The sequence below is a fragment of the Mycobacterium sp. NPDC051804 genome, from assembly GCF_044452905.1.
Taxonomy (GTDB): Bacteria; Actinomycetota; Actinomycetes; order Mycobacteriales; family Mycobacteriaceae; genus Mycobacterium.
In genome coordinates this window covers 454,897-474,919 of sequence record NZ_JBITCD010000002.1, presented here as the reverse complement: position 1 = coordinate 474,919, position 20,023 = coordinate 454,897, and the positions used below count along the sequence as shown (strand labels likewise).

20 protein-coding genes are annotated in these 20,023 nt (G+C 67.2%); 16 read left to right on the top strand and 4 right to left on the bottom strand.

The window, feature by feature from the left end; all coding sequences use genetic code 11:
• The first annotated feature begins 118 nt into the window (after nucleotides 1–118).
• The 7 genes from ACIA48_RS08050 (at nucleotide 119) to ACIA48_RS08020 (ending at nucleotide 6,039) form a co-directional block, all read left to right on the top strand.
• On the top strand, nucleotides 119–847 hold the full coding sequence (locus tag ACIA48_RS08050) for a YitT family protein (protein ID WP_396730701.1): 729 nt from the start codon (nucleotides 119–121) through the stop codon (nucleotides 845–847).
• Entirely contained in the window at nucleotides 805–1,647 is an 843-nt protein-coding gene (locus tag ACIA48_RS08045; RefSeq protein ID WP_396729492.1) for an ABC transporter ATP-binding protein, read from the top strand. The genes ACIA48_RS08050 and ACIA48_RS08045 overlap by 43 nt, the downstream gene beginning before the upstream one ends.
• On the top strand, nucleotides 1,644–2,489 hold the full coding sequence (locus ACIA48_RS08040) for an NUDIX hydrolase (RefSeq protein ID WP_396729490.1): 846 nt from the start codon (nucleotides 1,644–1,646) through the stop codon (nucleotides 2,487–2,489). The genes ACIA48_RS08045 and ACIA48_RS08040 overlap by 4 nt, the downstream gene beginning before the upstream one ends.
• Entirely contained in the window at nucleotides 2,486–3,133 is a 648-nt protein-coding gene (locus ACIA48_RS08035) for an enoyl-CoA hydratase (protein WP_396729487.1), read from the top strand. The genes ACIA48_RS08040 and ACIA48_RS08035 overlap by 4 nt, the downstream gene beginning before the upstream one ends.
• 11 nt (nucleotides 3,134–3,144) lie before the next feature.
• The gene (locus ACIA48_RS08030) at nucleotides 3,145–4,113 is read left to right on the top strand and encodes a class I SAM-dependent methyltransferase (protein WP_396729485.1); all 969 of its coding nucleotides are present in this window, start codon (nucleotides 3,145–3,147) and stop codon (nucleotides 4,111–4,113) included.
• A gap of 26 nt (nucleotides 4,114–4,139) precedes the next feature.
• Nucleotides 4,140–5,273, top strand: a complete 1,134-nt coding sequence (locus ACIA48_RS08025; protein WP_396730700.1) for a class I SAM-dependent methyltransferase — start codon at nucleotides 4,140–4,142, stop codon at nucleotides 5,271–5,273.
• 67 nt (nucleotides 5,274–5,340) lie between these two features.
• A complete protein-coding gene (locus tag ACIA48_RS08020; protein ID WP_396729483.1) occupies nucleotides 5,341–6,039 on the top strand; it encodes an esterase in 699 nt (232 codons plus the stop codon).
• On the opposite strand, the gene ACIA48_RS08015 is transcribed toward ACIA48_RS08020, so the two are convergent.
• Nucleotides 6,036–7,334, bottom strand: coding sequence for a PQQ-binding-like beta-propeller repeat protein (locus ACIA48_RS08015; protein WP_396729480.1), 1,299 nt, complete (start codon nucleotides 7,332–7,334; stop codon nucleotides 6,036–6,038). The two genes, ACIA48_RS08020 and ACIA48_RS08015, sit on opposite strands and share 4 nt — an antisense overlap.
• A gap of 90 nt (nucleotides 7,335–7,424) precedes the next feature.
• Between ACIA48_RS08015 and ACIA48_RS08010 the strand changes: the two genes are divergently transcribed.
• Both ACIA48_RS08010 and ACIA48_RS08005 read left to right on the top strand, forming a co-directional pair.
• The gene (locus ACIA48_RS08010; protein ID WP_396729478.1) at nucleotides 7,425–8,162 is read left to right on the top strand and encodes an acyltransferase; all 738 of its coding nucleotides are present in this window, start codon (nucleotides 7,425–7,427) and stop codon (nucleotides 8,160–8,162) included.
• A 74-nt stretch (nucleotides 8,163–8,236) separates the two neighbouring features.
• Nucleotides 8,237–9,487 (top strand): carboxylesterase family protein, encoded by a 1,251-nt coding sequence (locus ACIA48_RS08005; protein ID WP_396729475.1) that lies wholly within the window; start codon nucleotides 8,237–8,239, stop codon nucleotides 9,485–9,487.
• A gap of 1 nt (nucleotide 9,488) precedes the next feature.
• Here ACIA48_RS08005 and ACIA48_RS08000 read toward each other — a convergent pair whose 3' ends face one another.
• The 3 genes from ACIA48_RS08000 to ACIA48_RS07990 all read right to left on the bottom strand — a co-directional run bounded on the left by ACIA48_RS08000 (nucleotide 9,489) and on the right by ACIA48_RS07990 (nucleotide 13,115).
• A complete protein-coding gene (locus ACIA48_RS08000; protein ID WP_396729473.1) occupies nucleotides 9,489–10,730 on the bottom strand; it encodes a glycosyltransferase family 4 protein in 1,242 nt (413 codons plus the stop codon).
• Between the two features lie 88 nt (nucleotides 10,731–10,818).
• Nucleotides 10,819–12,342 carry a 1,4-alpha-glucan branching protein domain-containing protein gene (locus tag ACIA48_RS07995; RefSeq protein ID WP_396729471.1) on the bottom strand — a complete coding sequence of 508 codons (1,524 nt, stop codon included), beginning with the start codon at nucleotides 12,340–12,342 and terminating at the stop codon, nucleotides 10,819–10,821.
• Nucleotides 12,339–13,115, bottom strand: a complete 777-nt coding sequence (locus ACIA48_RS07990) for a class I SAM-dependent methyltransferase (protein ID WP_396729469.1) — start codon at nucleotides 13,113–13,115, stop codon at nucleotides 12,339–12,341. Before ACIA48_RS07990 ends, ACIA48_RS07995 begins: the two co-directional genes overlap by 4 nt.
• Before the next feature lie 195 nt (nucleotides 13,116–13,310).
• Between ACIA48_RS07990 and ACIA48_RS07985 the strand changes: the two genes are divergently transcribed.
• From ACIA48_RS07985 to mnmA, 7 genes are all read left to right on the top strand, one after another.
• The gene (locus ACIA48_RS07985) at nucleotides 13,311–14,102 is read left to right on the top strand and encodes an electron transfer flavoprotein subunit beta/FixA family protein (protein WP_396729467.1); all 792 of its coding nucleotides are present in this window, start codon (nucleotides 13,311–13,313) and stop codon (nucleotides 14,100–14,102) included.
• Nucleotides 14,103–14,143: 41 nt separating this feature from the next.
• The gene (locus ACIA48_RS07980; protein ID WP_396729464.1) at nucleotides 14,144–15,100 is read left to right on the top strand and encodes an electron transfer flavoprotein subunit alpha/FixB family protein; all 957 of its coding nucleotides are present in this window, start codon (nucleotides 14,144–14,146) and stop codon (nucleotides 15,098–15,100) included.
• Between the two features lie 111 nt (nucleotides 15,101–15,211).
• Nucleotides 15,212–15,877, top strand: coding sequence for a nitroreductase (locus ACIA48_RS07975; protein WP_396729462.1), 666 nt, complete (start codon nucleotides 15,212–15,214; stop codon nucleotides 15,875–15,877).
• Nucleotides 15,878–16,002: 125 nt separating this feature from the next.
• Entirely contained in the window at nucleotides 16,003–16,851 is an 849-nt protein-coding gene (locus ACIA48_RS07970) for a GNAT family N-acetyltransferase (protein ID WP_396729460.1), read from the top strand.
• On the top strand, nucleotides 16,848–17,687 hold the full coding sequence (locus tag ACIA48_RS07965) for a lysophospholipid acyltransferase family protein (RefSeq protein WP_396729459.1): 840 nt from the start codon (nucleotides 16,848–16,850) through the stop codon (nucleotides 17,685–17,687). Before ACIA48_RS07970 ends, ACIA48_RS07965 begins: the two co-directional genes overlap by 4 nt.
• 47 nt (nucleotides 17,688–17,734) lie before the next feature.
• Nucleotides 17,735–18,955 carry a cysteine desulfurase family protein gene (locus ACIA48_RS07960; RefSeq protein WP_396729457.1) on the top strand — a complete coding sequence of 407 codons (1,221 nt, stop codon included), beginning with the start codon at nucleotides 17,735–17,737 and terminating at the stop codon, nucleotides 18,953–18,955.
• Nucleotides 18,955–20,022: a tRNA 2-thiouridine(34) synthase MnmA gene (gene mnmA / locus ACIA48_RS07955; protein ID WP_396729455.1), complete on the top strand. Its 1,068-nt coding sequence runs from the start codon at nucleotides 18,955–18,957 to the stop codon at nucleotides 20,020–20,022. Before ACIA48_RS07960 ends, mnmA begins: the two co-directional genes overlap by 1 nt.
• Nucleotide 20,023 lies beyond the last annotated feature (1 nt).

Sequence of the window (20,023 nt, the reverse complement as noted above, 5' to 3'; positions counted from 1 at the left end):
TTAGCTGGCAGTCGCCGGCCGGATGCGTCGACTTCTTCGATCGCGATGCCGAGCGCATGGCGCGCGAAGTGGAGCTCATCCGCATGCGCTTCCCGCACCACTCGTGACGGGAACGCTGCTGCGAGGGTCGCTTCGCGGTACTGCGCTGCTGGTCGGGCTGGCGGGTTACGGCCTCTCGATGGCGATGATGGTTCGCTCCGAGCTGGGACTCGACCCTTGGGACGTGTTCCATCAGGGTCTGGCCCGGCACACCGGCATGACGATCGGCGTCGCGTCGGCGGTGGTCGGCGTCGCCGTGCTGCTGGCCTGGATTCCGCTGCGGAACCGGCCCGGCATCGGCACGATCGCCAACGTCATCGTCATCGCGATCACGGTCGACCTGGGTCTGCTGCTGATGCAGACACCGACGTCGATGGCGGCGCGCATCGCGATGATGGTCGGCGCTGTGGTGCTCAACGCGTTCAGCACGGTGCTCTACGTGGGGGCCGGTCTCGGTCCGGGACCTCGCGACGGCCTGATGACCGGACTGGTGGTGCGGACGGGACTGTCGGTGCGCCTGGTCCGCACGTCGATCGAGGCGACCGTGCTGGCAATCGGGTGGCTGCTCGGCGGCACTGTCGGCGTCGGCACCGTGCTCTACGCGTTCGGCATCGGTCCGCTGGTCCAATTCTTCGTGCGTATCACCCCGAAGCGCGTGCTCGCCGTCAGCGGTTGGTCATCAGTCGCCGAGGCCAGCGATTTGGGCGTGCACAGTCACGGTGAGCGCGACCGAGCACGCCGAAATCGCTTCATTACGATGGGCAGGTGCCAGTCGCCGAAGGAGATACAGCCGACCCCGACCTGCTGATCGACTTCGCCAAGGTGTCACTGCGCCGTGGCGGCCAAACTCTCGTCGGACCCATCACCTGGGCGGTCGAACTCGATGAACGCTGGGTCGTCATCGGCCCGAACGGTGCAGGCAAGACATCGCTGCTTCGCATTGCCGCCGCGATGGAGCATCCATCATCGGGTACGGCGCTGGTCCTCGGCGAGCGCCTCGGCAGGACCGACATGGCAGAACTACGCTCCCGCGTCGGGCTGAGCAGTTCGGCGCTATCGCAGCGGGTGCCCGACGGCGAGGTCGTTCGCGACCTCGTCGTATCGGCCGGATATTCGGTGATGGGTCGTTGGCGGGAGCGTTACGAGGACGTCGACTACGAGCAGGCGATCGACATGCTCGAGAGTGTCGGCGCCGAGCATCTCGCCGAACGCACCTACGGCACCCTGTCCGAGGGCGAGCGTAAACGCGTGCTCATCGCACGGTCGATGATGACCGACCCCGAATTGCTACTGCTCGACGAGCCCGCGGCGGGCCTCGACCTCGGCGGCCGCGAGGACTTGCTGGCACGGCTGGAGGATCTGGCTCTCGACCCGGATTCGCCCGCGCTGGTGCTGGTCACCCACCACGTCGAGGAGATCCCGCGCGGCTTCTCCCACGGTCTGATCCTGTCGGAGGGCAAGGTCGTCGACTCCGGCTTGCTTCCCGACGTACTGACCGCCGAGAACCTGTCAACGGCGTTCGGTCAGTCGATCGTTCTCGAAAACACCGACGGACGCTACTTCGCGCGTCGGGCACGAAGCCGCGCGGCGCACAGGAGGAGAGCATGACCGAAGATCCGCTAGTCCCGAGACCGGCCGCGACGGTGATGCTGATTCGCGACAACCGCGCAGGGCTCGCCCCGGAGATTGAAGTGTTCCTGATGCGGCGGCACTCGGCGATGGACTTCGTCGCCGGCGTGATGGTGTTCCCCGGCGGCGGCGTCGACGACCGCGATCGCAACGCCGATATCGCCTGGTACGGGCCTGAACCCGCTTGGTGGGCCGAACGTCTCGGCGTCGACCCCGGGCTGGCCGAGGCGCTGGTGTGTGCCGCGGCGCGGGAGACTTTCGAAGAGTCCGGCGTGCTGTTCGCCGGACCTGCCGGTGATCCCGACGGCATCGTCGACGACGCGTCGGTATACGGCGAGGCGCGGGAGGCCTTGGCGAATCATTCGCTGTCGTTCGCCGACTTCCTGCGCCGTGAGAACCTGGTGCTGCGCGCGGATCTGCTTCGGCCGTGGGCGAATTGGGTGACGCCCAAGGAGGAGCGCACCCGTCGCTACGACACCTTTTTCTTCGTGGGTGCGTTGCCGGAAGGCCAGCGTGCTGACGGTGAGAACACCGAAACCGACCGCGCGTTCTGGAGCACGCCGCAGGCGGGTCTCGACGAGTTCGCCGAAGGCAAGTCGTTCCTGCTCCCGCCCACGTGGACGCAACTGGATTCGCTCAACGGGCGCACGGTCGCCGAAGTGCTTGCCGTGGAGCGCAAGGTCGTGCCGGTCGAGCCGCATCTCGCCGCGGACACGAACACAGGCAACTGGGAGATCGAGTTCTTCAACAGCGACCGGTACAACGCCGCGCGCAACCGCCGCGCGCCCGACGGCTACACCAAGGACGCACCGCTGGCATGAACGAGTTCGTATCCGTCCACACCAGCGAGGAGCACCCGGGCATCGCGACGCTGCTGCTATCGCGGCCGCCGACCAACGCGCTCACCCGTCAGGTGTACCGGGAGCTCGAAGCGGCCGCGGCGGACATCGGCGGCCGCGACGACGTCCGCGCCGTCATCCTCTTCGGTGGGCACGAGATCTTCTCCGCCGGCGACGACGTCCCCGAGCGGTCGCTGCTCAACAGCGCCGAAGCTGCGGAGGCGGTCCGGGTATGCCACGGCGCGGTCGACGCGCTCGCCGCGATTCCCAGGCCCACCGTCGCCGCGATCACGGGGTATGCACTGGGCGGCGGGCTGAACCTGTCGCTGGCCGCCGACTGGCGCGTGGCCGGCGACAACGTCAGGTTCGGGGTCACCGAGATCCTGGCCGGGCTGGTGCCCGCGGGTGGCACGTCGCGGCTGGCCCGCACGGTCGGACTGTCCAGGGCGAAGGACATGGTGTTCAGCGGGCGGTTCCTCGACGCCAAGGAGGCGCTGGCACTGGGCCTGATCGACGAGATGGTCGCCCCCGACGGCGTGTACGACGCGGCGCTGGCCTGGGCGCAGCGATTCGTCGAACACCCTGCTCAGGTACTGGCTGACGCCAAGGCCACCTTCGACGTTTAGGCTGCCCTGTTATGACGAGTTTTGACCCCGCTCCTAACCCGCACGCCACCGCGGAGCAGGTCGAGGCGGCCCGCCACGACTCCAAGCTCGCCCAGGTGCTGTATCACGACTGGGAGGCCGAGTCCTACGACGACAAATGGTCGATCTCCTACGACAAGCGATGTGTCGACTACGCCCGCGATCTCTTCGACGCGACGGTGCCTGAGGACGAGCTGGGCAACTTGCCGTACGACCGTGCGCTCGAGCTCGGCTGCGGCAGCGGCTTCTTCCTCCTCAACCTGATCCAGGCCGGGGTGGCCCGCCGCGGCTCGGTGACAGACCTGTCGCCGGGCATGGTGAAAGTGGCCACGCGCAACGGCGAGAACCTCGGCCTCGAAATCGATGGCCGGGTCGCCGACGCCGAGGGGATCCCGTACGACGACAACACCTTCGATCTGGTCGTCGGCCACGCCGTGCTGCATCACATCCCCGACGTCGAGCTGTCGCTGCGCGAGGTCGTGCGCGTGCTCAAACCCGGTGGCCGGTTCATCTTCGCGGGCGAGCCGAGCAATGCGGGCGAGAACTACGCGCGTCCGTTGTCGACGCTGACGTGGCGCGCAGTGACAAACGTGACGAAGCTGCCGGGGCTGTCCAGCTGGCGCCGTCCTCAGGAGGAGCTCGACGAGTCCTCGCGCGCGGCGGCGTTGGAAGCGATTGTCGACCTGCACACCTTCTCGCCCGCCGATCTTGAGCGCATGTCACACAATGCGGGTGCGGTCGATGTCAGCACCGCCACAACGGAATTCACCGCGGCAATGCTCGGGTGGCCGTTGCGCACTCTCGAAGCCGCCGTGCCGCCCGGCCGACTGGGCTGGGGCTACGCAAAGTTCGCCTTCAACAGCTGGATCACGCTGAGTTGGGTTGACAACAACGTGTGGCGCCGCGTGGTACCCAAGGGCTGGTTCTACAACGTGATGGTCACCGGGGTTAAGCCGTCGTAGCTTTCCGTCTCGACGACGTCGCGTACCTGAATAGCGACGTCGGCAGGCAGGCGCTGGGTGAAGTCGCGGACCTGCGGCTGACCGACGCCACATTGGTCGCCGATATCGCTTCGGCGCGAAAGCGTTTCGGCGAGCGGTCGGCTGTTCTTGTGGAGACCACGATGCTGCGGCGCAAGGCCGTGGCGAAATTCGGCGCCGCCGGAGATTGGCTGTTCACCGACGAGGCTCTCCAGCAGGCGACGGCCAACCCGGTAGCGGCTCATCGAGCTCGACGCTTGTTCGGCGCGGTGGTGCATGACGCCACGTGCTCCATCGGCACCGAGCTTGCCGCGCTGAAAAACTCCGCGGAGACTCTCGTCGGCAGCGATGTCGATCCGGTCCGGCTCGCGATGGCGCGGAACAACGTCGCGGGCGTGGACCTGTGCCGCGCCGACGCGCTACGACCGATCACCGCGTCGGCCGTCGTCCTGCTCGACCCCGCGCGTCGTAGCGGCGGACGACGCCGGTTCGATCCGCGGGATTACACGCCGGGTCTCGATGCATTGCTCGACGTGTATCACGGCCGGGAATTCGCCGTAAAGTGTGCACCGGGAATCGATTTCGACGCGGTGAGGCAGTTGGGATTCATCGGTGAAATCGAGGTGGTGTCTGTCGGCGGTGGCGTGCGCGAGGCGTGCTTGTGGTCGGCGGGGCTGGCGGTGCCGAGCGTGTCCCGACGGGCCAGCATGCTCGACACGGGGGAGGAGATCACCGACGCCGAACCCGGCGACTGCGCGGTCGCGCCAGCCGGTCGATGGATCGTCGATCCCGATGGCGCGGTGGTCCGCGCGGGCCTGGTGCGCCACTATGCCGTCCGTCACGGATTGTGGCAACTTGACCCCGATATCGCCTACCTGTCCGGTGATCGGCTACCGGACGGGGTGCGCGGTTTCGAGGTGCTCGAGGAGCTCGTATACAGCGAACGTCGACTGCGCCAGGCGCTTTCGGGCCGCGATGTCGGCGCCGTCGAGATCCTGGTCCGCGGTGTCGATATCGACCCCGACGCGCTGCGGCAGCGGATGCGCCTGCGGGGCGCGCAGGCGGTCTCGGTGGTGATCACCCGCCTCGGTGCCGGGGCCGCAAGCAGGGCAACGGCATTCATCTGCCGCCCCTCCCGCTGAAACTCCACGTACCCTGGCAGTGATGCGCCGGCGGTGGAGCCGGTGCCGGCTGCGAGGACGTCCAACGATGCGCATTCTCAAGTTGGCGGCCGCCGTAATGGCGGCCTGTGCCGTTGCCGGCACGATCGGCACTCCGACGGCGCTGGCGCAGTCGGCCTGCGTCGATTTGGGTGGCACGGTGAGCCCGGACCAGATCTGCCGGGTGCACGCCCAGAACGACACTTATCAGCTCGACTTCTCCTTTCCCGCGCAGTACCCGGATCAGCGGGCGGTGACCGACTACCTGAAGCAGGCTCGCGACGGATTCGTCAACGTCTCAGATATGCCCGGCTCGCGCGGACTGCCCTACGTCCTCGACGCGAAGGGCACCGGCTACCGCTCGGGTCTGCCTCTTCTCGGCACCGAGAGCTTGGTTTTCGAGGTGTACCAGAACGTCGGAGGTGCGCATCCATTGACGTGGTACGAGGCGTTCAACTGGAATCTCGCCACAAAGGCGCCGATCACGTTCGATTCGCTGTTCAAGCCGGGCACCAAACCGCTCGACGTGATTTACCCCGCGGTGAACGACGACCTGTTCAAATCGCAAGGGGTGCTGGACGCGATCCCGCAGAGCGCAGGACTCGATCCGGCCAGCTACCAGAACTTCGTGCTGACTGATGACAAGCTCATCTTCTTTTTCAGCCAGGGCGAAATTCTCCCGGAGTCGGCGGGGCCGGTCCAGGCGTCGGTGCCGCGCGCGGCGCTCGCACCGATGCTGGCGGTCTAAGCCGGCGCGAATCCGTACACGCGGCCTTCGCTTGTCGCGGTGACGACGCGTCGGTCATGGCCGATGGAGACACCGACGGGCCAGCCGCCCGCGTTGGGCAGCGGATAGCGGTTGAGAGTGCGGCCGTCGGCCGGGTCGAACACGACCAGCGCCTGACCGTTCTCGCCGTCGCGCGCCACCGCGTACGCGGTGTGGGCGCCGGCCTGGCTCGACGTGGTCAGTGGTGCGACGTCGTCGTGGGTCCACACCACCTCACCCCGGTCGCCCGAGTCCTTGATGCCCATCAGCTTCGCCCCGGGTCCACCGCCGGCCACGATCAACCCATCAGGTGACACCGACGGCGGCGTCTGCGCCAGAAAGTCCAGTGGGACCGACCATTTCGGTTCACCGTCGTCGGTGTTGATCGCCCACAGGTGTTCGTCACGCCCGTTGACGTACACGGTCGATCCGTCCGCGGACAGCACGGGACTGGCGAGTGGGCCGCCGCCCACGGCGTCGCTGGTCCACTCGCGGGTGAGTACGGGGTTCTGGCCCGGGCGGTAGCGCAACCCGACCAGAACGGGAGCGTCGGCGTCGGGCTCCCACAGGCCGAGCACGATGATGCCGGTCTGGTTCGCGAACGCCGGTGCGGCCGCCACCGGGCAGCGCGCGCGGGCCGGCCTGCAGTCGGTGAGTCCGCGCTCGGAATCCTTGGGGTCGACACCGGCGATCAGATCCAGAGGAGACCCGTCGACCACACCCTTCTGGGCGTCGAACAACAGCACCTGGCCCAGGTGCGTCACCACCAGTAGATGACCCGGCGACAGGATCCGCGGCGTCGTCGGCATCCCGATGACGGGTTGGCGCCAGCGGATCCACTGCGTGGGCGGAAAGGACAGCATCGCGCCGGGCTGGCCGACGTAGAGGTTGTCGAAGCCATCCCAAAGAGGACCGGAGAGAGGACCTTCAGTGCCCGGCCCCTGCACCAAGCGGGTGCACCAGCGCTGCCGGGCACGGTTGTCGGTCTCCCACACCATCAGCGAGCAGCCCGCGGGGGTCTGCGCGTTGACGGCCAGGTAGCTGCCCGATCCGAGCGCGACAGCGGAGGCGAGTTCGCCCTTGACCGAGCGCGTCCACTCCAGCCGCAGCCCGTCAGCTCCCGCGGCCGGTTCGTAGCTGCTGTTGCGGGCATCGCCGTACTGCGCAGGCCAGCCCGACGCCGGCTGGGCCTCGACCCAGGTGTCGGTGTTCCCGCAACCGGCTAGAGAGGCCGTGATCAGCACTGTTGAGGCCAGCACGATCAATCGCCGAAACACTGCGTCCCTTCGGTTTTGTTCTGCACGCGCTTGGAAGTCCCAGTGAGGGTAACCGTTCGGCGCTCGTGGCCTCGCGTAGGCTTTCCGGCCATGACGACGATGTGGGGCGCGCCGCTGCACAAGCGGTGGCGGGGTTCGCGGCTGCGCGACCCGCGCCAAGCCAAGTTCCTCACCATGGCTTCGCTGAAATGGGTCATCAAAAACCGGGCCTACACCCCGTGGTACCTCGTGCGTTACTGGCGATTGCTGAAGTTCAAGCTCTCCAACCCGCACATCATCACGCGCGGCATGGTGTTCCTCGGTAAGGGCGTGGAGATCCAGGCGACCCCGGAGCTGTCGACGATGGAGATCGGTCGCTGGGTGCACATCGGCGACAAGAACACGATCCGCTGCCACGAAGGCTCGCTGCGTTTCGGCGACAAGGTCGTCCTCGGCAGGGACAACGTGATCAACACCTACCTCGACATCGAGCTCGGCGATTCCGTTCTGATGGCGGACTGGGTCTATGTGTGCGACTTCGACCACCGGATGGACAGCATCGAGCTGCCCATCAAGGACCAGGGCATCATCAAGGGGCCGGTACGAATCGGACCAGACACGTGGGTCGCGACCAAGGTCACGATCCTGCGCAACACGATGATCGGCCGTGGTTGCGTGCTGGGCTCGCACGCGGTGGTGAAGGGTGACATCCCGGATTTCTCGATCGCAGTCGGCGCGCCGGCGAAGGTCGTCAAGAATCGCAAGCTGTCGTGGGAGACGTCAGCAGCCCAGCGCGCCGAGCTTGCGGCCGCGCTGGCGGACATCGAACGCAAGAAAGCCGCGCGCTAACGATTCCGGAGCTGTCGCTGCGGCGCGTCGACCTGTCGACCGGCCCTGCCCTCATCGAAGACGACGGCGCGCTCGTGCGGGCGCGCGGTGTGCCCTACGGCAGCGCAGGCAGGTTCGCCTCGCCGGTGCCACCGGCCTCCTGGGCTGAACTCCGCGAACTGACCGCACGCGGCCCCGTGTGTCCCCAGCTGCCGTCGCGGCTGGTGTTCGTGACGGGCCCGGTCACCGACGGCCTGGCACGAAATGAGGACTGTCAGGTGCTCACCGTCACCGCGCCCAGCGATGCCGACGGGCTGCCGGTGATGGTCTGGTTCCACGGCGGCGCGTACGTCTCCGGCGGCGGTGAGTCCCCGAACTACGACCCCGACGACCTCGTCACCGAGGGCCGCGTCGTGGTGGTGACAGTCAGCTATCGGCTCGGCATCTTCGGCTACTGCACCCCGTTCGGCCTCGACGAAGACAACCTCGGTCTCCGCGACCAGCTCCTGGCGCTGCGGTGGGTGCACGACAATATCGCCGCATTCGGCGGCGACCCGCAGCGCGTCACGCTGTTCGGGCAGTCCGCGGGCGGTGACTCGGTGTACTCGCTGCTGCTTTCGGAGGCCGCCGACGGCTTGTACTCGCGCGCGATCATCCAGAGCGCGCCGCTGGATATGCGGGAGGACCGCGACGCGATGACGGCGGCGATGCGAGCCGCCGCAGCGGAGTCCCTGGGGAACGTCGACCCTTACGTGGCGAGCGTTGAACAACTACACCGCGCCCAGACCGCGTCTTTGGTTGCAGCGCAACGGTTCGGCCTCATCAGCGGATTGGCATTCGCGCCGAGCCTGGGGGTCGACCCGCTTCCCGCCGCCAACGCGGTGAGTGCCCGGATCGCGCATGTGGCCCGCACGGTCGACCTCTTCGTCGGCTGTACCAAACGCGACGCCGCCCCGTTCGTCACGATCAGTGCGAAGGCGTCCCGGCTGGCGGCGCTGGGACCGTTCGAGAAGCTCGGCACGCGCGCCGCCGCGGTGGCGATGACCCGCCGAGTGTTCAGCGGGCCCGCGGAGAGGCTGGCTCGCCGCTGGCGTTCCCACGGGGGCCGCGCCGCGGTGTATCGGCTTGACTGGTCGCCACGGGATGCGCCCTTGGGTGCCTGCCACTGCATGGATCTGCCGCTGCTGCTCGGCATGCCGAGTGCGTGGTCGAAGGCGCCGATGCTGGGCCCACACCCGGATCCGGTAGATCACGGACTCGGCCGCGAGATGCGCGGGCTGTGGAGTCGCTTCGCCTACGAGGGGGTCGATGGCCTGGGTGTCGAGAAGCTCCGGTTCGACGCCTAAATCAGCGGTCGGGCAGTGCGTGCTCGACGATGGTGCGGCGCCGATGTGGTTCGCGCTCACCACGTTTGGCGGCTACGTACACCTGTGCGGTTTCGTCGGCGACTGTGTTCCAGTCGAAGGCCGACGTGAGCCGTTCCCGTGCTGCGGTCGCCATGCTCTGAGCATGGTCTGGGTCGTCGAGCACGGTGCGCACCGCCGTGGCTAGCCCGGCGACATCGCGCGGGGCGAACGACTTTCCGGTCTGACCGTCGATCACCGCTTCGCCCAATCCGCCGACGTTGGAGGTCACCAGCGGGATCCCTGTCGCGGCGGCTTCGAGAGCAACGATGCCGAACGGTTCGTAGTGGCTGGGCAGCACGGCGACGTCAGCCGTGTGCAGCAGACTAACGAGCTGCTCGTGATCGAGGTGGCCGACGAACGTTGTGGCCTTCAGTACCTTGTGCTTTCGTGCCTGTTCGGCGAGCCACGCCTGCTGCGTGCCGGTACCCGCCACCGTCAACGTCGTCCCCGGATGGGTGCGCCGGATACGGGGCATGGCCGCAATCAGGTCGTGAATGCCCTTCTCGTACTCGAGTCGGCCCAGGAACACCAAATGGGCGGGCCCGGTCCGGGGGCGACGCTTCGCGAACGGCCAACGCGCGGCGTCGATTCCGTTCCGGATCACCCGTGTCTCGGCGAGACCGGGTCCGAACAGTTCGGTGATCTCGTCGCTCATCGACGCCGAACAAGTGATTAGCAAGTCGGATTCGTGAACCAGCCATGATTCTACAGCGTGCACCTGGCGGCTGATCGCACCCGAGACCCACCCCGAATGCCTTCCCGCCTCGGTGGCGTGGATGGTGGAAACCAATGGCACATCGAAGTATTCGGCGAGCGCGATCGCAGGGTGAGCGACGAGCCAGTCGTGGGCGTGCACCACGTCAGGCCGCCAGGGTTTGCCGCGGGTGTTCTTGATTCCCAGGCCGGTCCGGACCATCGCATGGCCCATCGCCAGCACCCATGCCATCATGTCGGTGCCGAAATCGAACTCGTGCGGATCCTGCGCCGCGGCGACAACCCTCACGCCCTCGGCGATCTCGTCGGTCGACGGATGCGAGCTCGGATCGGTGCCGGTGGGGCGGCGGCTGAGCACCACAACCTCGTGTCCGGCCTCGACCAGCGCGGTGGCCAAGTGGTGCACGTGGCGGCCGAGACCGCCGACCACCACCGGTGGGTACTCCCATGACACCATCAGAATCTTCATCGGGCGCTCGTCCTCCGCGAGAGTGCGCCAAATGGTGCGTCTTGTCGGCGTGTCGTGTGCAGACACGCACGGTCGCGAAGAATTGGCTTCATGGGCGGGGCAGGCGCCTTGCGTCGAGCGCGCCAAACAGACCGTCAGCGCGGTTCCACCCTTCGGCTAGCCGCTGCGCGTGCTCCTCGCGACCCGAGGCCATGGCGCCTGCGATCTCCCGAGTGGCATGCGCATGCAGGTGCGCTCGATACCGCGCATAGTCCGCCGCCGAGTCCTTGCTGACCATGAACGGCCAGTCGCTGGATACCGTGAGAAGGGTCTCCCGCAGGATCTGGTCCGCAACGAAGTTACGGGCGGGCGGCGCGTCCGTCTCGCCCAGAGCCTTGTCCACCGTCGTCAGCGCGGTGTCGACCACTTCGGTGTTCAGCTGGACGAGATCGGCCACCTGCTCACCGGCCCACACCTGCCAGTCCTTGCCGGAACCCCATGAGCTGGGCGGCAATTCGACGGGGGAGCCGACGAAGCCGTCTGCGATGGCGTCGGACAGCGTGCCAACCCGGACGCCGGCTTCGGGCAGGGCGCGCAACACCCGCTCCAGCCACACCGGGCCCTCGTACCACCAATGCCCGAAGAGTTCGGTGTCGAACGCCGCAATGACGTGCGCGGGTCTGCCGATCCGCTCGCTCTCATTGATGAGCCGCTGGCGCACATGCGAAACGAAGTCGGCGACGTGACCGTCGATCGCGCTGTCCGCGCGAACGGGGTCGTAGGGCGCCTTCGCGTCAGAGGCGACGTTGCGGCCGGTGACCCGTGCCGGCTTCAGACCCGTTGTGTGGTCGTAGGTGTGGAAGTCTCGGTAGGCGGAGTGGCCGGGGTAACCGGACTTCGGCGACCAGACCCGGTAACTGACCTGCAGGTCGCGGCCGAACGCGACGACGTCGGACGAGCCGACCGGACGTCCGAGGGCGGTATCCCCGTGCAGCGACGGGCCGTCGACCATGAAGTGGCTGATACCTGCTGCGGCGTAGTCGAATTCCATCCCGGGCGCATAGGCGCATTCGGGCGCCCAAATCCCGGCGGGGGTGTGGGCGAACCGCTGCTGGGCGTCGGCGAGTCCCTCCCGCAGGGCGAATTCGCGCAGTCGCGGATTCAGCAGCGGCTGGAACGGATGCGACAGCGGGCCGCCGAGTAGTTCGATGGCCTCGGCGTCGATCAGCTCGCGCAGCAGCGGGCTGCCACCGTGAGCCCACAACGTCGAGAAGTCGTCGAGGGCACGCTCGGCCTCGGCGCGCTCGCGAACACCGAACTGCCGTAATGGATCACCGAGTGTCGTCGCCTCGAGAGCGCGCAGGCCCCAGTTGGCCAGCCAGTGGTTCATGCCCGTGAGGCAGTAGGGATCGTCGAGTTGTGCGGTCACCACCGGCGTCATGCCGAGCGTTACCAGGTGGCGGCGGTCCTCGGCGGCTAGCTTGCGCAGCACACGCATCAGCGGGACGTAGGCGGCCGCCCACGACTGGTAGAGCCATTCCTCGCCGACCGGCCAGCGGCCGTGGTGGGCGAGCCACGGGAGATGGGTGTGGAGAACCAGGGTGAACTGCCCCGGAACCGTGGGGGTCGTCACGGCCGCACCGCGATCGCCACGAGGTCGAGGCTGTCGTCGATATTGCGGTCGCCGTCCTGCGCGTCGACGAGGTCGAAGTCCGCCGTTGTCACGGACGCCACGTCGTCGAGCAGGTCCGCGGGCCACGGCGCGTTGGCCAGTGCGCGCACGATCTGGGCGTCGATGATCGAGCCCCCGTGGCGTCCGTCGAGCTCGAGCAGCTTCGGGCCGTGGAACACGCCCAGCATCGATTCGACCGAAAAGCCCTCGCCGGACAGCAGTTCGGACAACTCGGCAGCGTTCAACTCCCGGGTATGGAACGGGTTGATCGGGGTGTCGCGGCCGGGGGAGAAGGTGATTCGATTCGGTGTCGACATCAACAGCACGCCGCCGGGGCGCAGCACTCGCAGGCACTCGGCAACGAATTGCCCTTGATCCCAGAGGTGCTCGATCACCTGGAAATTCACCACTACGTCCACCGCTTCGTCTGCTAGTGGAAGCTCAGCCAGGTTTCCCTGGCGCATGTCGATCCGCGGGTAGCGAGCGCGTACGTGGGCAACCGCAGAGTCGTCGTAATCGAGACCGATGACGTTGCGTGCCACGTTGGCGATGAGGTCGGCGCCGTATCCCTCTCCGCAGCCGGCTTCTAGCACGTCGCGGTCGGCGCACAGACTGGCCAGCCGCTCATAGACGACCTCATGGCGGCGGAACCAGTAATTCTCTTCCGCGAGGCCCGGAACCGTGCGTTCGCCGGTCAAAGGCAGGTCCGGACCATCAGTGACGAATGCGCTCATTGGAAGGCAGGCTAACGTGAAACGGCTCACTAACGAACTGTTCACCGCCTACGGGCTGCTAGAACGCAAACTTCGACCAGCTATGGTGTTCGTGCGATCCCCCATAAGTTACTTACGAGTAACATGATGGTGGTTGCTTGAAACGTGGTAGTGCGGGCCGGTCAGTGGCCCCTTCGAGGAGGACGAACCAGACTCATGACGAACATCGTGGTCCTGATCAAACAGGTCCCTGACACCTGGTCGGAGCGCAAGCTGTCCGACGGCGACTTCACTCTCGACCGTGAGGCGGCCGACGCCGTGCTCGACGAGATCAACGAGCGCGCCGTCGAGGAGGCGCTTCTCATCAAGGAGAAGGAAGGCGGCGACAGCACTGTGACAGTGCTCACAGCCGGCCCGGAGCGCGCGACCGAGGCGATTCGCAAGGCGCTGTCGATGGGCGCCGACAAGGCGGTGCATCTCGTCGACGAGGGCATGCACGGATCCGACATGGTCCAGACCGGCTGGGCGCTCGCGCGTGCGCTGGGCACGATCGAGGGCACGGAACTCGTCATCGCCGGCAACGAGGCCACTGACGGCGTCGGCGGCGCGGTTCCCGCGATCGTGGCCGAGTACCTGGGCCTTCCGCAGCTCACCCACTTGCGCAAGGTGACGGTCGAGGGCGGCAAGGTCACGGGCGAGCGCGAGACCGACGACGGTGTGTTCACCGTCGAGGCATCGCTGCCCGCGGTAGTCAGCGTGAACGAGAAGATCAACGAGCCTCGCTTCCCGTCCTTCAAGGGCATCATGGCCGCGAAGAAGAAGGAAGTCACGACGCTGACGCTGGCCGAGATCGGTGTGGAAGCGGACGAGGTGGGCGTCGCCAACGCGGGCACCAAGGTGAACGCGTCGACCCCGAAGCCGCCCAAGACCGCCGGTGAGAAGGTCACCGACGAAGGTGACGGTGGCACCAAGGTCGCCGAGTACCTCGTCGGTCAGAAAATCATCTAGCCCCAGACTCCGAACAGAACCCAGAAAGATAACGAAGACACATGGCTGAAGTACTTGTGCTCGTTGAGCACGCTGAAGGTGCCCCCAAGAAGGTCACCGCCGAACTGATCACTGCCGCACGCAAATTGGGCGAGCCTTCCGCTGTCGTGGTGGGCAAGCCGGGCACCGCCGAGGGCCTCACCGACGGCCTCAAGGCCGCCGGTGCGGCCAAGATCTACGTGGCCGAGTCCGACGACGCCGACAACTTCCTGATCACCCCGTACGTGGATGTGCTGGCCTCGCTGGTCGAGTCCGCAGGCCCCGCCGGTGTGGTGCTGGCCGCTTCCGCGGACGGCAAGGAGATCGCGGGCCGGTTGGCCGCGCGTATCGGCGCCGGCGTGCTGACCGACGTCGTGGAGGTCCAGGACGGCGGCAAGGCCATTCACTCCATCTTCGGTGGCGCCTACACCGTTGAGGCCGAGTCCACCGGCGAGCTGGCCGTGATCACCGTCCGGCCCGGTGCCATTGACGCCGAGCCCGCTGACGGCGCGGGTGAGGTCGTCAGCGTCGAGGTTCCGGCGCAGGCCGAGAATGCCACCAAGATCACGAAGCGTGAACCGGCAGTCGCCGGCGATCGCCCGGAGCTCACCGAGGCCACCGTCGTCGTGTCGGGCGGTCGTGGTGTCGGCAGCGCCGAGAACTTCAGCGTGGTCGAGGAACTGGCCGATTCCCTCGGTGCCGCCGTTGGCGCATCGCGCGCCGCGGTCGACTCGGGCTACTACCCGGGCCAGTTCCAGGTGGGCCAGACCGGTAAGACCGTGTCGCCGCAGCTGTACATCGCGCTGGGCATCTCCGGAGCCATCCAGCACCGCGCGGGCATGCAGACGTCCAAGACGATCATCGCGGTGAACAAGGACGAAGAGGCGCCGATCTTCGAGATCGCCGACCTCGGCATCGTGGGTGATCTGTTCAAGGTCACGCCGCAGCTGACCGAGGCTGTGAAGGCTCGCAAGGGCTGACCAAACGCACGCAAAACCCCCGACACGTTCAGTGGTCGGGGGTTTTTGCGTTCCGCAGAACTACGCGTTTTCCAGGGTTCGCCTCACATCCTCCGGTGCCAAGCTGAAGTAGTGAACGAACGTCCCAGTGAACTGGCCAAAGTTGTCCAGGAACGCCACTCCACCCGAATGTTCCTGCGCGACAAACCGGTACCGCGGGAACTTCTCGACGAGGCGCTGGCGCTGGCGATGCGGGCGCCGTCGAACTCCAACATCCAGCCGTGGCGACTATTTTTGGCTACCGGACCGCGCCGCGACCGACTGGTCGAGGCACTACTGGCCGAGGCGTCAACCGGATATCCCGCCACCGTGGGCCTGCCCGACAGCTTCGCCCGGCTGCGCCGCGAGATCGGATCGCTGGTGTACGGATCCATGGGCATCGCCCGCGACGATGCCGACGGGCGCCGTACCGCGCAGCTGCGCAACTGGGAGTTCTTCCGGGCGCCGGTGGCCGGGGTGGTGTGCATGCACCGCGATCTGGGGAACGCGGACAGCCTCGCCGTGGGGATGTTCCTGCAGACGCTGGTTCTCGCCCTCACCGAACGCAGGCTCGGAACGTGCCTTCAGGTGTCGATCGCCCACTTTCCCGACGTCCTACGCAAACAGCTGGACATACCGGATGATTTGCAGATCCTCTGCGGCCTCGCGGTGGGTTATGCCGACCCGGGATTTCCCGCCAACCGGCTGCGGACCCCACGCAACCCCGTCGGGGTGAACGTGATGTTCCTCGACAGCTGAGTTCTCCTGGGTCAGCTGGAAAACGTGTGTTTTTGCACACAGAACGCCCAACTCGTCACCTAGCGATCACGGACACGTCACGCGCCCGATGCCATCCGGAGATGCAGCTGGGCGACCGTGCCCTCATGAGCAGAGCTTCTGTACTCATCGCCCCCGACGACATCGACACCCGCGCGGGATCCGCTACATCGATGCCTCGCTACACCCTGTTGCTGTCCACCGACCCTGCGCTCATCGAAGCCGCGCAGCGCCTCCGTCACGACGTGTTCACCTCCGAGCCCGGATTTGCGCTCACCGGGGCAACCTGTGGCCTCGACGCCGATCGCTTCGACCAGCACTGCGACCATCTGCTGGTCCGCGAAGACACCTCCGGCGAAATCGTCGGCTGCTACCGCATGCTGCCGCCGCCCGGCGCGATCGCTGCCGGAGGCCTTTATACCGCAACCGAATTCGAGGTACAGGGCCTCGACGCGCTGCGGCCGTCGCTGGTCGAGATGGGTCGCGCGGTGGTTCGCGAGGATCATCGCAACGGTGGCGTGGTGCTGCTCATGTGGGCGGGCATCCTGGCCTACCTGGACCGCTGCGGCTACGACTACGTGACCGGCTGCGTGTCGGTTCCCGTCGAGGGTGCCGACGACACCGCGCCGGGCAGCCAGATCCGCGGCGTGCGTGACTTCGTGCGCCGCCGCCACGCCGCCCCCGCGGAGTACACGGTGTATCCGTACCGGCCGGTGACGGTCGACGGCAGAGGTCTGGATGACATCGACGCACCCGCGCGGGTCTCCGTACCACCGCTGATGCGCGGCTATCTGCGGCTCGGCGCGCAGATCTGCGGTGATCCGGCGCACGATCCGGATTTCGGGGTGGGCGACTTCCCGGCGCTACTGGACAAACGCCAGGCCGACATCAGATACCTCAAGCGGTTGAGATCGGTCGGTGCGGCGAGCGCGATGGCCGACGGGATGACGTCATGAGCGTCGACAGTCCCTGGCTGCCACGCGCCACGTGCGACGCGAGCTGCGTCGCCGCCACGGAAGCGCCCGTCGGCCAGCGTGTAATCGTCGCCTGGCGTGTCGCGATACGCGCCACCTTCGCCTTCCTCATGCTGGCTGCCGTGCCGCTGCTGGCCATTCCCGTGCCGGGTCGCTCCCACGTGCAGCGAAGCTACTGCCGAATGATGCTGCGCTGCCTGGGTGTGCGAATCACGGTGTCCGGCGGACCGATTCGCAATCTGCAGGGCGTGCTGGTGGTCAGCGGGCACGTGTCGTGGGTCGACATCTTCGCGATCGGCTCTGTGCTACCGGGCCGGTTCGTCGCCAAGTCCGAGATGATCAACTGGCCCGGGCTCGGGTTCCTGGCGCGGCTGATGAAAGTCATCCCGATCGACCGGGACAACCTGCGGCGCCTGCCCGACGTCGTCTCCATGATCGCCACCCGGTTGCGGGACGGACAGACCGTCGTCGCCTTCCCCGAGGGCACGACCTGGTGTGGTCTGGCGTACGGCCAGTTCCGCCCGGCGATGTTCCAGGCTGCCGTCGATGCGGGCAGGCCGGTTCAGCCCCTGCGGTTGAGCTACCACCGTCGCGACGGCCAGCCGTCGACCATCGCCGCCTATGTCGGTGAAGACACGCTGCTCGCGTCGATCAAGCGGCTCATCACCGCACAGCGCACCGTCGTGCGGGTGCACGTCGAATCGCTGCAGCTGCCGGGCTCCGATCGCCGTGACCTGGCCAACCGGTGCGAATCGGCCGTGCGTGGCGACTCGACACACGTGGCGCGCCGCGGACACGGTCACGCCTTGGTCGCCTGACCTCGGGCTCTGGCCGGCCGGTCAGGGGCCGCTACCATGGAACGGCTATGACCTCGCCAGATGATCTTCGCGCAAGCGGCGCACTGCCGGTCTATCTGGATCACGCCGCCACCACGCCGATGCACCCCGCTGCCATCGAGGCGATGACGTCTGTCCTGGCGACGGTCGGCAACGCCTCGTCGCTGCACGGCACCGGACGGACCGCCCGCCGCCGCATGGAGGAGGCCCGCGAGACGCTCGCCAAGCTGTTGGGCGCGCGCCCGTCGGAGGTGATCTTCACCGCGGGCGGAACCGAGAGCGACAACCTAGCGGTCAAGGGTATTTATTGGGCCCGCCGCGACAGCGATTCGCGTCGGCGACGCATCATCGCCACGCCGGTCGAGCACCACGCGGTGCTCGATGCCGTCGAATGGCTCGTCGAGCACGAAGGCGCCGACGTGACCTGGTTGCCTGTCGAGGCCGACGGATCGGTGTCACCGTCGTCGCTGCGGGACGCGTTGCGAGACCATGATGATGTCGCGCTGGTTTCTGTCATGTGGGCCAACAACGAGGTCGGCACGATCATGCCGATCACGAAACTAGCCGCTATAGCGGCCGAATTCGCCATCCCGATGCACAGCGACGCCGTCCAGGCGGTCGGCCAGATTCCGGTCGACTTCACCGCGAGCGGACTGTCGGCGATGAGCATCGCCGCGCACAAATTCGGTGGACCCACCGGCGTCGGTGCGCTGCTGTTACGCCGCGACACGGCATGTGTGCCGTTGCTGCACGGCGGGGGACAGGAACGTGATGTCCGTTCGGGCACACCGGATGTCGCAGGTGCCGTCGCCATGGCCGCCGCGGCGCGGATAGCGGTCGAGGGGCTGGAAGCCAACAGCGCGCGCGTCGCCGAACTACGCGACCGCCTGATCGACGGCGTGCTGTCGACCATCGATGATGCACATCTCAACGGTGCGGAGGGCAGCGGTCGGCTGCCCGGCAACACCCACTTCACGTTCCGCGGCTGTGAGGGCGACTCGCTGCTGATGCTGCTGGACGCAAAGGGTGTCGAATGCTCGACGGGTTCGGCCTGTACCGCCGGAGTGGCCCAGCCCTCCCACGTGCTGATCGCGATGGGTGCCGACCCTGCCAGCGCGCGAGGATCACTGCGATTGTCGTTGGGCCACACCAGCACCGAATCCGATGTCGAGGCCGCGTTGGCGGTCTTGCCCGCCGCGGTCGAGCGGGCGCGACAGGCGGCGCTGGCGAGTATGGGAGCCGTGGAGTAGTGCGCGTGCTCGTAGCGATGAGCGGTGGCGTGGATTCCTCGGTCGCAGCCGCCCGGATGGTTGACGCCGGTCACGATGTAGTCGGCGTGCACCTGGCGCTCTCGTCGGCGCCGGGCACCCTGCGCACCGGATCGCGGGGCTGCTGCTCCAAGGAGGACGCCGGTGACGCTCGCCGGGTCGCCGATGTGCTCGACATCCCGTTCTACGTCTGGGATTTCGCGGACAGGTTCAAAGAGGACGTGGTCGACGACTTCGTCTCGTCCTACGCTCGCGGCGAAACGCCGAACCCCTGCGTGCGGTGCAATGAACGAATCAAGTTCTCCGCGTTGGCCGCTCGTGCGCTGGCGCTGGGATTCGACGCTGTGGCGACGGGCCACTACGCGCGGCTGTCCGACGGGCGGCTCCGCCGCGCCGTCGATGCTGACAAGGACCAGTCCTACGTTCTCGCGGTGCTGACCGCCGAACAGCTACGCCACGCGGTATTTCCGATCGGCGACACCCCCAAGCCCCAGATTCGCGTGGAAGCCGCGAGCCGGGGTCTTGCTGTCGCGGAAAAGCCGGACAGCCACGACATCTGCTTCATTCCCTCGGGCGACACGCGCGCGTTCCTCGGCGCCCGGATCGGTGTCCGCCGCGGCAACGTGGTCGACCCGGGTGGAACGGTGCTCGCCGAACACGAGGGTGTGCACGGTTTCACCGTCGGTCAGCGCAGGGGGCTTGGCATCGCCGGACCCGGACCCGACGGCCAGCCGCGATATGTCACCGGCATCGATGCTGACACCGGCACGGTGCACGTCGGGAACGCCGAGGATCTCGACGTATGGACGCTCACCGGCGAGCAGCCTGTGTTCACGTCCGGCGTCGCGCCGACCGGCCCGGTGGAATGCCAGGTCCAGGTGCGCGCACACGGTGGAATCGGTGACGGCGTCGCTGAACTGTGCGACGGTCGCGTTGTTGTCGACCTGCGCGCCCCGATTCGCGGGGTCGCGTCGGGTCAGACGATAGTGCTCTATCGTCCAGATCCCGACGGTGACGAAGTGCTCGGCAGCGCGACCATCACGCGCTAGC

Bases quoted from the DNA above. Each gene is read 5' to 3' on its own strand.
- ACIA48_RS08010 (WP_396729478.1), top strand. From the start codon at position 7,425: ATGACGACGATGTGGGGCGCGCCGCTGCACAAGCGGTGGCGGGGTTCG.
- ACIA48_RS08030 (WP_396729485.1), top strand. From the start codon at position 3,145: ATGACGAGTTTTGACCCCGCTCCTAACCCGCACGCCACCGCGGAGCAG.
- ACIA48_RS07960 (WP_396729457.1), top strand. From the start codon at position 17,735: ATGACCTCGCCAGATGATCTTCGCGCAAGCGGCGCACTGCCGGTCTAT.
- ACIA48_RS07985 (WP_396729467.1), top strand. From the start codon at position 13,311: ATGACGAACATCGTGGTCCTGATCAAACAGGTCCCTGACACCTGGTCG.
- ACIA48_RS07965 (WP_396729459.1), top strand. From the start codon at position 16,848: ATGAGCGTCGACAGTCCCTGGCTGCCACGCGCCACGTGCGACGCGAGC.
- ACIA48_RS07990 (WP_396729469.1), bottom strand. From the start codon at position 13,115: ATGAGCGCATTCGTCACTGATGGTCCGGACCTGCCTTTGACCGGCGAA.
- ACIA48_RS08020 (WP_396729483.1), top strand. From the start codon at position 5,341: ATGCGCATTCTCAAGTTGGCGGCCGCCGTAATGGCGGCCTGTGCCGTT.
- ACIA48_RS08040 (WP_396729490.1), top strand. From the start codon at position 1,644: ATGACCGAAGATCCGCTAGTCCCGAGACCGGCCGCGACGGTGATGCTG.
- ACIA48_RS07980 (WP_396729464.1), top strand. From the start codon at position 14,144: ATGGCTGAAGTACTTGTGCTCGTTGAGCACGCTGAAGGTGCCCCCAAG.
- ACIA48_RS07970 (WP_396729460.1), top strand. From the start codon at position 16,003: ATGAGCAGAGCTTCTGTACTCATCGCCCCCGACGACATCGACACCCGC.
- ACIA48_RS08000 (WP_396729473.1), bottom strand. From the start codon at position 10,730: ATGAAGATTCTGATGGTGTCATGGGAGTACCCACCGGTGGTGGTCGGC.
- ACIA48_RS08035 (WP_396729487.1), top strand. From the start codon at position 2,486: ATGAACGAGTTCGTATCCGTCCACACCAGCGAGGAGCACCCGGGCATC.